Annotated in this window: 10 protein-coding genes and 1 tRNA gene; 4 read left to right on the top strand and 7 right to left on the bottom strand. The window is 60.7% G+C overall.

What is annotated here, in order from left to right; genetic code table 11:
* Positions 1-72: 72 nt before the first annotated feature.
* Positions 73-149, top strand: a tRNA-Asp gene (locus CUC44_RS15295).
* Positions 150-318: 169 nt separating this feature from the next.
* Entirely contained in the window at positions 319-1,125 is an 807-nt protein-coding gene (gene tcdA, locus CUC44_RS15290; protein WP_100860754.1) for a tRNA cyclic N6-threonylcarbamoyladenosine(37) synthase TcdA, read from the top strand.
* Positions 1,126-1,205: 80 nt separating this feature from the next.
* On the opposite strand, the gene CUC44_RS15285 is transcribed toward tcdA, so the two are convergent.
* Together CUC44_RS15285 and CUC44_RS15280 are read right to left on the bottom strand one after the other, a co-directional pair.
* Positions 1,206-1,643, bottom strand: coding sequence for a SufE family protein (locus CUC44_RS15285; RefSeq protein ID WP_100860746.1), 438 nt, complete (start codon positions 1,641-1,643; stop codon positions 1,206-1,208).
* A gap of 14 nt (positions 1,644-1,657) precedes the next feature.
* Complete coding sequence (locus CUC44_RS15280) at positions 1,658-2,878, bottom strand: aminotransferase class V-fold PLP-dependent enzyme (RefSeq protein ID WP_100860745.1); 1,221 nt, start codon at positions 2,876-2,878, stop codon at positions 1,658-1,660.
* Positions 2,879-3,032: 154 nt separating this feature from the next.
* Here CUC44_RS15280 and rep point away from each other — a divergent pair, with 154 nt between their 5' ends.
* Positions 3,033-5,045, top strand: a complete 2,013-nt coding sequence (rep, locus tag CUC44_RS15275; protein WP_100860753.1) for a DNA helicase Rep — start codon at positions 3,033-3,035, stop codon at positions 5,043-5,045.
* Positions 5,046-5,096: 51 nt separating this feature from the next.
* On the opposite strand, the gene CUC44_RS15270 is transcribed toward rep, so the two are convergent.
* The 5 genes from CUC44_RS15270 to CUC44_RS15245 form a co-directional block, all read right to left on the bottom strand.
* Positions 5,097-7,373, bottom strand: coding sequence for a putative bifunctional diguanylate cyclase/phosphodiesterase (locus CUC44_RS15270; protein ID WP_100860744.1), 2,277 nt, complete (start codon positions 7,371-7,373; stop codon positions 5,097-5,099).
* A gap of 84 nt (positions 7,374-7,457) precedes the next feature.
* Positions 7,458-7,910, bottom strand: a complete 453-nt coding sequence (locus tag CUC44_RS15265; protein WP_167388923.1) for a c-type cytochrome — start codon at positions 7,908-7,910, stop codon at positions 7,458-7,460.
* A gap of 210 nt (positions 7,911-8,120) precedes the next feature.
* A complete protein-coding gene (tdh, locus tag CUC44_RS15260; RefSeq protein ID WP_100860743.1) occupies positions 8,121-9,146 on the bottom strand; it encodes an L-threonine 3-dehydrogenase in 1,026 nt (341 codons plus the stop codon).
* A gap of 90 nt (positions 9,147-9,236) precedes the next feature.
* Complete coding sequence (locus CUC44_RS15255) at positions 9,237-10,427, bottom strand: glycine C-acetyltransferase (RefSeq protein ID WP_100860742.1); 1,191 nt, start codon at positions 10,425-10,427, stop codon at positions 9,237-9,239.
* A 221-nt stretch (positions 10,428-10,648) separates the two neighbouring features.
* Positions 10,649-11,293, bottom strand: coding sequence for a TetR/AcrR family transcriptional regulator (locus CUC44_RS15245; RefSeq protein WP_100860741.1), 645 nt, complete (start codon positions 11,291-11,293; stop codon positions 10,649-10,651).
* A gap of 156 nt (positions 11,294-11,449) precedes the next feature.
* Here CUC44_RS15245 and rfaD point away from each other — a divergent pair, with 156 nt between their 5' ends.
* Positions 11,450-12,409: an ADP-glyceromanno-heptose 6-epimerase gene (gene rfaD / locus CUC44_RS15240; RefSeq protein WP_100860750.1), complete on the top strand. Its 960-nt coding sequence runs from the start codon at positions 11,450-11,452 to the stop codon at positions 12,407-12,409.
* Positions 12,410-12,434: the final 25 nt, after the last annotated feature.

The raw sequence follows: 12,434 nt of genomic DNA, 5'->3' as shown, positions 1-12,434 counted from the left end.
ATTGCACGATTGGCCAAGAGGATGACACCTCTATGAGACGGCAAAAGATTTAGCTAAAGGCTAACCAAATGCGGAGCGGTAGTTCAGTTGGTTAGAATACCGGCCTGTCACGCCGGGGGTCGCGGGTTCGAGTCCCGTCCGCTCCGCCACTACTTAAGAAGCCCTGAACGCAAGTTCAGGGCTTTTTTCATTTTGGATATCCAAAATCCAGCACTCGCTGCTACTCCTTCCCCTCTTCCTGTATCCATACCACCTCATCCGATGATGTCGCGAGTCGTCGTTGCCGCTATAATGGCCGCCCTCAAGCAAGGTGGTGGTATGAAAGCAGAATATCTACAGCGATTCGGGGGCATTGCCCGTCTTTATGGCCAGAGCGCGCTTAGCTCCTTCAGTCAGGCGAGGGTCTGTGTGGTCGGGATCGGCGGCGTCGGCTCCTGGGCTGCTGAGGCGCTGGCCCGGGCCGGTATCAACCAGATCACCCTGATCGATATGGACGACATCTGCATCACCAACACCAATCGCCAGATACACGCCATGCAGGGCACAGTCGGTCGCCTCAAGACCGAGGTGATGGCCGAGCGCATCCGTGCCATCAACCCGGATTGCGAGGTGATCGAGGTGGATGACTTCGTCACCGCCGACAACCTGGCCGAGCATATCAAGAAAGAGTTCGACTATGTGGTGGATGCCATCGACTCGGTCAAGGCCAAGGTGGCGCTGATCGCCTTCTGCAAGCGCAACAAGATCCCCGTGATAGTGGCGGGCGGCGCCGGCGGGCAGATGGACCCAACTCAGATCACCGTCGCTGACCTTGCCAAGACCATTCAGGATCCGCTGGCGGCCAAGGTGCGATCCGATCTGCGCCGTCTGCATAACTTCAGCAAGAATCCGGCCCGCAAGTTCGGGGTGGAGTGTGTCTTCTCAACCGAGCAGTTGAGCTATCCCGACGGCAATGGTGGCACCTGCCAGGCCAAGGCGAGCAGCGACGGCAACATGAAGATGGATTGTGCCTCCGGTTTCGGGGCCGTGACGCCGGTGACGGCGACCTTCGGCCTGGTGGCCGCCTCCCGCGTGTTGAAGAAGATTGCCGAACGGGGCGCTCGGGCCGAGAAGTCAGCCGAGTAGATTTGCAGACAACACAGAAACGAAGAGAGCGCCCCTGGGCGCTCTCTTCGTTTCTGGATGTGCTCTTTTATCACGGTACGTCAGGCAGCCGCCAGCATCATTATGCCCTGCACTATGGATCTGAGGCCGTTGCCCCGCGACGGGCTCAGGTGTTTCTCCAGCCCCAGTTCGGCGAAATAGCCGTCGATGTCGAAGGCCTGAATGGTCTCCGCCCTCTGGTGATTGAGCGCAGCCAGCACGATGACGATAAGGCCGCGCACGATGCGGGCATCGGAGTCGCAGGCGAAGTGCCAGCGGCCGTCTTCGCTCTGCTCACCTTTCAACCAGGCTTGGCTCTCGCAGCCTTTCAGACGGTTCTCTTCGGTCTGCCATTCGGCGGGCAGCGCGGGCAGCAACTTGCCGAGCTGGATGATGAGCCTGTACTGGTTTTCCCAGCCCTTGGCTGCCGCAAACTGTTGCCGGATAGTATCGGCGTCAGGTTCTTGGCCGATTTGGGTGTAGGTTGCGAGCTCACTCATTTCAATCATCCGCCTTAGAAGAAGTCACTTAACTTGTGCAGGGCTGCCAGCAGGGCATCCACGTCATCCTGGTTGTTGTAGCAGGCCAGCGAGGCCCTCATGGTACCGCCGATGCCAAGGTTCTCCATCAGCGGCATGGCGCAGTGATGGCCGACCCGTAGCGCTATGCCCTGCATGTCGAGGAGGGTGGCCGCATCCTGCGGGTGGATCTCGTCCAGCAGGAAGGAGACAGCGCCCGCCCGCTGCTCTGGTTCTCCGATAAGGCGCAGACCCGGCACCTGCCGCAGCCCCGCCACCAGATAGTCGGTTAGCGTCTCTTCATGGCGAACCAGTTCGGCTCTGTCCAGCACAGTGATGAAGTCGATGGCGCTGGCGAGGCCGATGGCGCCGGCGATATGAGGGGTGCCCGCCTCGAACTTGAACGGTAGTGCATTGAAAGTGGTACCCGCAAAGCTGACGCGGTCGATCATCTCGCCGCCTGCCTGCCAGGGGGGCATGCGCTCCAGCAGTTCGGTTCGTCCCCACAGCACACCTATGCCGGTTGGGCCATAAAGCTTGTGGCCGGAGAAGGCGTAGAAGTCGCAGCCGATGGCCTGCACATCCACCTCGAGGTGGGCGACGGCCTGGGCGCCGTCGATCAGGGTCAGGGCACCCACCGCCTTGGCGGCCGCCACTATCTCCTTCACCGGATTGACGGTGCCGAGGGCGTTGGAGACATGGGCGACGCTGACCAGCCGGGTACGAGGTCCCAGCAGGGCACGGTAAGCATCCATATCGAGATCCCCACGCTTATCCAGCGGAATGACCCGAATGATGGCGCCGGTACGCTGGGCGATCAGCTGCCAAGGCACGATATTGGCGTGGTGCTCCAGAGTGCTGAGCACGATTTCGTCCCCCGCCCGCAACTCGCTAAGCCCCCAGCTCTGGGCCACCAGGTTGATGGCCTCAGTGGTGCCCCGGGTCCAGATCACTTCCCGGTTGTCAGGAGCATTGATAAAGCGGGCGACCGTCTCGCGAGCATCCTCGAAGGCGCGGGTGGCGCGACCACTCAGGGCATGGGCGGCGCGATGCACATTGGCGTTGTCGGTGCGATAGTAGTGAGCGATGACGTCCAGCACTGCCTGGGGTTTCTGGGTGGTGGCGGCGTTGTCCAGATAGATCAGGGGGTGGCCGTTGACCTCCTGCGCCAAGGCCGGAAACTGGCTGCGCAGCTGGGCGTGCTGTTGCTGGTTCATGCTCCCCTCGTCATCTGCTGGAAAAGTCGGTCATGATCCTGAAATTGGCGGCCAAACACAAGCCGTGCGATGGGGCCGGTCGGTGGCGGTTACGGCCGCACCACGGATTTCTGTTACAATGCCGCCCCTCATCATAAGCCAAGAGATCCGGCCCATGAAGCTCAACCCCAATCAGAACGAAGCGGTCAAGCACGTCTCCGGCCCTTGCCTGGTGCTGGCGGGCGCCGGATCGGGCAAGACCCGCGTCATCACCAACAAGATCGCCTATCTGGTGCAGCAGTGCGGTTATAACGCCCGCAATATCGCGGCTGTCACCTTCACCAACAAGGCGGCGCGGGAGATGAAGGAGCGGGTCGGCCAGACCCTGGGCCGCAAGGAGGCGCGGGGGCTCATGGTCTCCACCTTTCACACCCTGGGCCTCGACATCATACGTCGTGAGCACAAGAGCCTGAATCTCAAGGCAAACTTCTCCCTGTTCGACGACACGGATCAGCTGGCGCTGCTCAAGGAACTGACGGAAGCCGAGCTCGACAACGACAAGGACAAGCTCTCCGCCCTCATCAGCCAGATCTCCAACTGGAAGAACGACCTGATACTGCCGGCCCGCGCCATGCGCATCGCCCAGGGGCCGGAAGAGGTGCTGATGGCCCAGCTCTACGAGCGTTATCACCGCCAGATGGTGGCCTACAACGCGCTGGATTTCGATGATCTCATAGTGATGCCGACCCTGCTGCTCAAGAGCAACGAGGAGGTGCGCACCCGCTGGCAGAACAAGATCCGCTACCTGCTGGTCGATGAGTATCAGGACACCAACACCAGCCAGTACGAGCTGGTGAAGCAGATCGTCGGCGAGCGGGCCCGCTTCACTGTGGTGGGGGACGATGACCAGTCCATCTACTCCTGGCGCGGCGCCAAGCCCCAGAACCTGGTGCTGCTGAACGAGGACTTCCCGAGCCTCAAGCTCATCAAGCTGGAGCAGAACTACCGCTCCAAGGGGCGCATCCTGAAGTGCGCCAACATCCTGATCGCCAACAACCCCCACGTGTTCGACAAGGCGCTCTTCTCCGAGCTCGACTACGGGGTGCCGGTCAAGGTGCTGTTCGCCAAGAACGAGGAGCACGAGGCGGAGCGCATCGCCGCCGAGCTGATGGGCCACAAGTTCATGAACCGCACCCGCTTCAAGGACTACGCCATCCTCTACCGGGGCAACCATCAGTCGCGCATCTTCGAGAAGGCGCTGATGACCAACCGCATTCCCTACCGCATCTCGGGGGGCACCTCGTTTTTCTCCCGTACCGAGATAAAAGACATCATGGCCTACCTCAAGCTGCTGGTGAACCCGGACGAAGACACGGCGTTTTTGCGGGTGGTCAACCTGCCACGGCGGGAGATAGGCCCCACCACCCTGGAGAAGCTCGGTCAGTACGCGAACCAGCGCGGCAAGAGCCTGTTTGCCGCCAGCTTCGAGCTGGGGCTGGAGCAGTCTCTGTCGGGGCGTGGGCTCAGCGCCCTGCAGGCCTTTACCAACTGGCTGGTGCGGCTCGGGGACGAGGCTCAGCGCGGCAACCCGGTGGAGGCGGTGCGGGACATGATCAAGGAGATCCACTACGAGGAGTGGCTCCATGAGACCTCGCCCAGCCCGAAGGCGGCCGAGATGCGGATGCAGAACGTCTCCACCCTCTATCGCTGGATCACCGAGATGCTGGAGGGCAACGAGCTGGACGAGCCCATGACCCTGCCCCAGGTGGTGACCCGACTCACGCTGCGGGACATGATGGAGCGCAACGAGGGGGAGGACGACGCGGATCAGGTGCAGTTGATGACACTGCATGCCTCCAAGGGATTGGAGTTTCCTTATGTCTACATGGTGGGTATGGAGGAGGGTCTGCTGCCACACCAGACCAGCATAGATGAAGATAACGTGGAGGAGGAGCGTCGCCTCGCCTACGTGGGCATCACCCGCGCCCAGACTGAGCTCACCTTCACCCTCTGCAAGGAGCGGCGCCAGTACGGGGAATCGGTGCGGCCCGAGCCGAGCCGTTTCCTGCTCGAATTGCCTCAGGACGACCTGGAGTGGGAGAACCAGAAGAAGGTGACCGCCGAGGAGCGCCAGCAGAAGGGGCAGGTCGGGGTCGCCAACCTGCGGGCCTTGTTCAAGAAGGATTAAGGCACGCTGGCTTGAGTGCAGAGCAGCCGAACGCGGCGGCTTGAATCCGGGTCAAGCCGTGTCCGCCTGACCCAGCAGTGGGGTGATGTCGGCGCCGGGCAGCGGGGGCGAGATATGGCGCCCCTGGCCTATGGCGCAGCCCAGCTCGATCAGTTTTTGCAACTGCTGCTGGTTCTCGATCCCCTCGACCACCAGGGTGAAGTCGAGATCGTGGCAGATGTCCCGCATGGCCCGGATCAACGCCAGGTCCTTGGGGGAGTTCAGCATGCGGTGGGTGAAGCTGTCATCCACCTTGATGTAGTCCACCGGGAAGTGGAACAGGGCGTTGAGGGAGGAAAACCCGGTGCCAAAATCATCCAGGCTGATCTGGATGCCCTTGGCCCTGAGCTCATGCAAGGAGGTGAGTGAGTCGATGCTCTGCCTGGAAAGCTCCCGCTCGTTGAATTCGAAGATGAAGTAACTCGGCAGTACCCTCTCCTCCTCTATGATGCTGACCAGCTGCATGATCTGCTCGCGGCAGGCCAGATGCTTGCCGGACAGGTTAATGGCGATCTTGAAGCGGCTCGGGCCCGACACCGGCAGCCAGAGCTTCAGTTGCTGGCAGGTGCGCCTGAGGATATGCCGGTCCAGCTCCTGGATGAGGCCGCACTGCTCCGCCAGTGGAATGAAGTCGAAGGCATCTTTCAGCTCCCCCTCCTCCGTTATCCAGCGCGCCATCACCTCGAGCCCGGTCAGGCAGCTGTCTTCGAGCCGGATCACCGGCTGGAAGTAGGGCACTATCTTGCCCTCGCGCAAGGCCTTGGTCAGCAGCTCCTCCGGTGAGCCGGCATGACCGGTGCAGTCCTCGGAGTAGCTGACGATGCGGCTGCGGCCGTTGCGTTTGGCCTGATACATGGCCAGATCGGCCTGATGCAGCAGCTCGCTGATGTCCGCGGTCTGCTCAGACACGCTGGCGACCCCCAGACTCACAGTGATGGCGAGCTCATTGCCCTGTAACCGGAACGGATGGGAGACCCGGCTGACCAGGCGATTGAGCACCGGGCTGACGTCTTCCTCTTGCTGGCTGTTGTCCAGATAGATGACGAACTCATCCCCCCCGAGTCTGGCCACCATGTCGTTCTGGCGGATGCAGCCCTGCAGCCGCTTGCTCAGCTCCTGCAGCAGCTGATCGCCGGCGCCGTGGCCCAGGGCATCATTGACCTGCTTGAAATGATCCACGTCGATGAAGATCAGGGTGAAGCCGAAATTCTGGTAGCGACGATAGCGGGTCATGGCGTGATGGAGGTGATTCATCAGCAGGGCCCGGTTTGGCAGCTGGGTCAGGGGGTCGTGCAGCGCATTGAATTGCAGCCGGCGTTCCAGCTCCTGATGCTGCTTGAGCTGCTTTTGCAGCCGCAAGTTGGTCTGGCGCATCTGCTGCAGCCGCTGGTTGATGGACTCTTCCGAGTTGATCTCGTCCAGCTGTTGCCGCACCCGTTTCAGCTCGAGCAGCAGGGTTAACTGATGGCGCAGGAAGTCGAGGAACAGGCGATCGTCGGTTTCCAGGGGCTGGACCGTGCTGATCAGCAGGTGGGCAAAGTACTGCTGTTGCTGGCGCAGGGGCAGGCTGTACCAGTGCAGCCCTGCCTCCTGCCGCTCGACACTGTTGGTGCTGTGGCAGAGCGCTCGGATGGCGTTGTCGTCATAGGAGAGCTGGGTCGGATACAAGGGCTCAAGGCGCTGGCTATCGAGCCGGACGAGCAGCATGTCCCTGACCGCCAGCATCTGGCGCAGTACGGCTTCCAGCTGGGAGAAGAGGGCATGCTGGGGCAGGCTGTGGGCCAGGCGCATGATGCGGCTGATCTTTTCTATCTTCTGTTGCCAGTGGGGATCCCGCTGCATGAGAGGAGAGGCTTGGCCCGCCAGCTGGGCGCCGGTCTGGGTCTCGTGCAGCCGCTTGGCCAGGCATTCCAGCAACAGGCGCAGGGTCGGCAGGTGCTCCGGGGTCGAGCGAGCCAGCAGCCACTGTACCTCACCGTGCTCGACCGGCTGCACGCACCAGCCCTGTTGTTCATCGAGTTGAGTGAGCTGCTCGGTCAGACGGGGTTCTTCCCGCCCCAGTTGCTGCTTGAAGTCGTCGGCGAGCTGATGGGCATAGACCCAGTGCAGGCCGGCGTTGGCTAGCCCCAGCATGGCAAACTGCTGCAGGGGGCAGAGTCTGTCCAGCTGCTGCATCAGGCTGGCGTAGTCTCCGGGGGAGGCGACGCCAGGGGCGGGGAAATCCATGATGGAAGAGACGGTCGCCAGCAAGGGCGTGGAGTCGTGCGGTTGGGTGGACTGAGCTGACATGCAAGACTCCCGAATAAACGTACCTTCAAGGGTAGCCGGAAGTAAACAGATTGAAAGGGCCGCAATAGAAGCCCTTTCAAATACTTAGAGCTTGTCGATCATGTAGTGAATGGCGTTTTCGATCTCTTCATCACTACAGGCCGCGCAGGTGCCTCGTGGTGGCATCATGCCGGCCTTGCCGGTGAAGCCTTCGATGGCATGTTTGCGCAGGGTATCGAAGCCCTGGGCGATGCGGGGCTCCCAGGCGGCCTTGTCACCGCGTTTGGGGGCGCCGGCGGCACCGGTATCGTGACAGGCGAAGCAGGCTCCCTTGAACACTGTCTCACCGTCGCGGGGGCCGGACGATGCGGCAGCAGGGGCGGCAGCGGCGGTCGCTATCCCTTCCAGATCCTTGGCGGTATAGACCTGACCGATTGGGGCGATGCGCTCGGCGATGGCTTCCGGTGACATCTCATCGGCGGCGAACACGGCGCCGGACAGACTGGCGACCGTGATGCCGGCAGCCAACAAATAGCTCAGTTTTCTCAACACGCTCATCTACTCCCAGCAGATTCTTATTATCCCTAGAAAACGACGGGATTATAACCGAATAGTTACAGCCATTTAAACGCTTGTGTGTGAAGTGTTAAGCAATCTGTGAAGAAAGTTTCTGCAGGGGAAGGGCGGAGTGAGGCTGGCAAAGGGAAAAAGAAACCCGGCATTTGCCGGGTTTTCTGGGTCAAATAGGAGAAAGGTGCGCCTGGTATATCAATCCCAGTTCAGGATGACCTTGCCGGACTGACCGGAGCGCATGGCATCGAAGCCTTTCTGGAAATCGTCGATATGGAAGTTGTGGGTGATGATGGGTGAGAGATCCAGCCCGGACTGGATGAGGCTCGCCATCTTGTACCAGGTCTCGAACATCTCACGGCCATAGATGCCCTTGATGAACAATCCCTTGAAGATCACCTTACCCCAGTCGATGGCCATGGTGGCGGGGGGAATGCCGAGCATGGCGATTTTGCCGCCGTGATTCATCTTGTCGATCATGTCCTGGAAGGCGCTTGGGACGCCGGACATCTCCAGCCCCACGTCGAAGCCTTCGGTCATGCCGAGCTCGGTCATGACGTCGGAGAGTTTCTCCGTGCTCACGTTGACGGTGCGGGTGGCGCCCATCTTGCGGGCCAGTTCGAGACGGTATTCGTTGACGTCGGTGATCACCACGTGACGGGCACCCACATGACGGCAGACGGCGGCGGCCATGATGCCGATGGGGCCGGCCCCTGTGATGAGTACGTCTTCCCCTACCAGATCGAAGGAGAGCGCCGTGTGCACTGCGTTGCCGAACGGATCGAAGATGGCGGCCAGCTCATCGGGTACGTTGTCCGGCAGCTTGAAGGCGTTGAAGGCCGGAATTACCAGGTATTCGGCAAAGGAGCCCGGGCGGTTGACGCCAACGCCTATGGTGTTGCGGCATAGGTGGGTGCGGCCGGCACGGCAGTTGCGGCAGTGGCTGCAGGTGATGTGACCCTCGCCGGAGACACGGTCACCCACCGCGAAGCCGCGCACTTCCTGACCGACTGCGACCACTTCCCCTACGTATTCATGACCCACCACCATGGGCACCGGAATGGTCTTCTGGGACCACTCGTCCCAGTTGTAGATGTGGATGTCGGTGCCGCAGATGGCGGTCTTGCGGATCTTGATCAGCAGATCGTTGTGGCCGAGCTCGGGGGCCGGGACGTCCGTCATCCAGATGCCGACTTCGGATTTCAGTTTGGAGAGTGCTTTCATGACAACATTCCTCAGGGCGCGTGGCCGAAGAGAGAGGGTAATAAAATGGGGCCCAACCTTGGCCCCCGTTTTAATTAATCAGCCATGGGCTCAGATCACGCCCAGTTCACGGCCGATGCGGATGAAGGCATCGATGGCCTTGTCCAGCTGCTCACGGGTGTGGGCGGCGGACATCTGAGTGCGGATGCGGGCCTGACCCTTGGGCACCACCGGGAAGGAGAAGCCCACCACGTAGATGCCGGCGACCAGCATGCGGCTCGCCATCTCGGCGGCCAGCTTGGCGTCCCCCAGCATGACCGGGATGATGGCGTGATCCGCGCCCGCCAGGGTGAAGCCGGCGGCACTCATGCGAGTGCGGAAGTAGGTGCTGTTCTCTTTCAACTGGGCACGCAGGGCGTGACCCTCGGCCAGCATGTCGATCACCTTGATGGTGGCGGAGACGATGGAGGGGGCCAGGGAGTTGGAGAACAGATAGGGACGAGAGCGCTGACGCAGCCAGTCGATCACCTCTTTCTTGCCGGAGGTGTAGCCGCCGGAGGCGCCGCCGAGGGCCTTGCCCAGGGTGCCTGTGATGATGTCGACCCGATCCAGCACGTCGCAGTATTCGTGGGTGCCACGGCCGTTTTCACCGATGAAGCCCACCGCGTGGGAGTCATCCACCATGACCAGGGCATCGTACTTGTCCGCCAGATCGCAGATGGATTTCAGGTCGGCGATGACGCCATCCATGGAGAAGACGCCGTCGGTGGCGATCAGCTTGAAGCGAGCGCCATCGGCGTTGGCCTGCTTGAGCTGGGCCTCCAGCTCGGCCATGTCGTTGTTGGCGTAGCGGTAACGCTTGGCCTTGCACAGGCGCACGCCGTCGATGATGGAGGCGTGGTTCAGGGCATCTGAGATGATGGCGTCTTCGGCGCCGAACAGGGTCTCGAACAGGCCGCCATTGGCATCGAAGCAGGAGGAGTAAAGGATGCTGTCCTCGGTACCGAGGAAGGCAGACAGCTTCTGCTCCAGCTCCTTGTGCTGATCCTGAGTGCCGCAGATGAAGCGCACCGAGGCCATGCCGAAGCCGTGGCTATCCAGTCCCTGGTGAGCGGCCTTGATAAGCTCGGGGTGATTAGCCAGCCCCAGGTAGTTGTTGGCACAGAAGTTCAGTACCTGCTCGCCGCCCACCGCGATCTGGGCCTGCTGGGCCGAGGTGATGATACGTTCCTGCTTGTACAGCCCTTCCGCTTTGACCTGCTCGAGCTGCTCGCTCAGGTGACGATAGAATCCGTTAGACATCCTCGGTCCTCATTCGCTGTGTTAGCTGTGTAATCAGGGTTGGTTGGTTGGTTGGTTGGTTGGTTGGTTGGTTGGTTGGTTGGTTGGTTGGTCTGGTCGCGAGAGCCCCATGGCCTTCGTGACGAAACGCCAGCAGACCCTGGAATGGGCAACATTTTACTGCAACCGCTGCCCATGAATTCAAATTATTGTGCTGATATTCAACAATTGTGAAACAGATCTCACCCAGCTGGTTGGGCCAGCTGGTGGTAATGCTGTTCCAACTGGCGGATCTGCTCAGCCACCTGGGGCTGCACATAGGGGCGCAGCAGGAAGAGCACGCGCAAGACCCCCTGATACAACAAGGGCTTGGTGATGCGGGTGGCGGGGGCCTGGGCTATCTGGAACGGGATCCAGCAGGTCACCACCATCTTGATGGTCTGGCCCAGATCCGGCAGGTCGTTATCGCTGACGGCTATGATGCCGCCCTCCCGCAGGCTCCTGAGCAGGGCCTCCACGGCGGCTCTGAGCTGCTCCTGGGCCTTGAGGTATTTCTGCTGCAAGGGGGCATCGCGACTCAGAATGTCCGGCAGGTTTGCGTAGAAGAAGCGGAACTGCCACATCAGGTAGAAGATGGCATCCAGGTAACCCATCAGATCTTCCAGCTTGATCTCGTTGCTGCGGGCCGGGGTGAAGCTCTCGCTCAGGTGGCGGGCATACTGGTCGAAGATGGAGTGGATGATGTCTTCTTTATTGCGAAAGTGGTAATACAGGTTGCCCGGGCTGATACCAAGATGGGCGGCAATGTGGTTGGTGGTGATGTTGCGTTCACCCTGATCGTTGAACAGCTCGGTGGCGCTGTGAATGATCCTGTCTCTGGTCTTCATCGCTGATCCCTCTGCCGGGCCCCAGATGGGGAAAGTCATCGAGGTCGAATCCCCTTGCGGCCCGTGATAAACTTTTCGGCAATTTCAAATTGGCTCACTATACACAGCTTTAACAGGCAGTCACACGTGGCCATCAACGTACGCGAGGCAAACTCCATGATCGTAGTAACTGGCGGTGCTGGCTTTATCGGCAGCAATCTGGTCAAGCAGCTGAACGCTCAAGGACGGACCGATGTGGTGGTGATCGATGACCTGACCGACGGCACCAAGTTCGTCAACCTGGTCGATCTCACTATCGCCGACTACATGGACAAGGATGAGTTCCAGGCGCGGATCGTCTCCGGCGACGAGTTCGAGGAGTGGGATGGCGGCATCGAGGTGATCTTCCACGAAGGCGCCTGCTCGGCCACCACAGAGTGGAACGGCAAGTTCATCATGGAGGTCAACTACGAGTACTCCAAGGACCTGTTCCACTACTGCATCGAGCGCGAGATCCCCTTCATCTACGCCTCTTCCGCCGCTACCTACGGTGGGCGCAACGACAACTTCATCGAAGATCCCAAGTTCGAGCAGCCCCTCAACGTCTACGGCTACTCCAAGCAGCTGTTCGATCAGTATGTGCGTCGCTGGATGCCGGAGATCAACTCCCAGGTCGTGGGTCTCAAGTACTTCAACGTCTACGGCCCGCGTGAGCAGCACAAGGGCTCTATGGCCTCCGTTGCCTTCCACCTCAACACCCAGGTGAAGCAGGGTGACAACCCCAAGCTGTTCGAGGGCTGTGATGGCTTCCCTGACGGTGGTCAGATGCGTGACTTCATCTATGTGGACGACGTCTGCAAGGTGAACCTCTGGTTCTGGCAGAATCCGCAGCACTCCGGCATCTTCAACTGTGGTACCGGCCGTGCCGAGCCGTTCCAGAACGTGGCCGAGGCGGTGATCAAGCATCACCAGCAGGGCGCCATCGAATACATCCCCTTCCCGGATCACCTGAAGGGCCGTTACCAGAGCTTCACCCAGGCTGACCTCACCAAGTTGCGCGGTGTCGGTTATAACGGCGAGTTCAAGACGGTGGCCGAAGGCGTGGCCGATTACATGGCCTGGCTGAACCGGGCTTGATGTAATTTTTTTCAGTAACAAGGGC

The sequence above is a fragment of the Aeromonas lusitana genome (assembly GCF_002812985.1).
Taxonomy (GTDB): Bacteria; Pseudomonadota; Gammaproteobacteria; order Enterobacterales; family Aeromonadaceae; genus Aeromonas; species Aeromonas lusitana.
This window is presented reverse-complemented; position numbering and strand designations above follow the sequence as displayed.

Bases quoted from the DNA above. Each gene is read 5' to 3' on its own strand.
- tcdA (WP_100860754.1), top strand. From the start codon at position 319: ATGAAAGCAGAATATCTACAGCGATTCGGGGGCATTGCCCGTCTTTAT.
- CUC44_RS15285 (WP_100860746.1), bottom strand. From the start codon at position 1,643: ATGAGTGAGCTCGCAACCTACACCCAAATCGGCCAAGAACCTGACGCC.
- CUC44_RS15280 (WP_100860745.1), bottom strand. From the start codon at position 2,878: ATGAACCAGCAACAGCACGCCCAGCTGCGCAGCCAGTTTCCGGCCTTG.
- rep (WP_100860753.1), top strand. From the start codon at position 3,033: ATGAAGCTCAACCCCAATCAGAACGAAGCGGTCAAGCACGTCTCCGGC.
- CUC44_RS15270 (WP_100860744.1), bottom strand. From the start codon at position 7,373: ATGTCAGCTCAGTCCACCCAACCGCACGACTCCACGCCCTTGCTGGCG.
- CUC44_RS15265 (WP_167388923.1), bottom strand. From the start codon at position 7,910: ATGAGCGTGTTGAGAAAACTGAGCTATTTGTTGGCTGCCGGCATCACG.
- tdh (WP_100860743.1), bottom strand. From the start codon at position 9,146: ATGAAAGCACTCTCCAAACTGAAATCCGAAGTCGGCATCTGGATGACG.
- CUC44_RS15255 (WP_100860742.1), bottom strand. From the start codon at position 10,427: ATGTCTAACGGATTCTATCGTCACCTGAGCGAGCAGCTCGAGCAGGTC.
- CUC44_RS15245 (WP_100860741.1), bottom strand. From the start codon at position 11,293: ATGAAGACCAGAGACAGGATCATTCACAGCGCCACCGAGCTGTTCAAC.
- rfaD (WP_100860750.1), top strand. From the start codon at position 11,450: ATGATCGTAGTAACTGGCGGTGCTGGCTTTATCGGCAGCAATCTGGTC.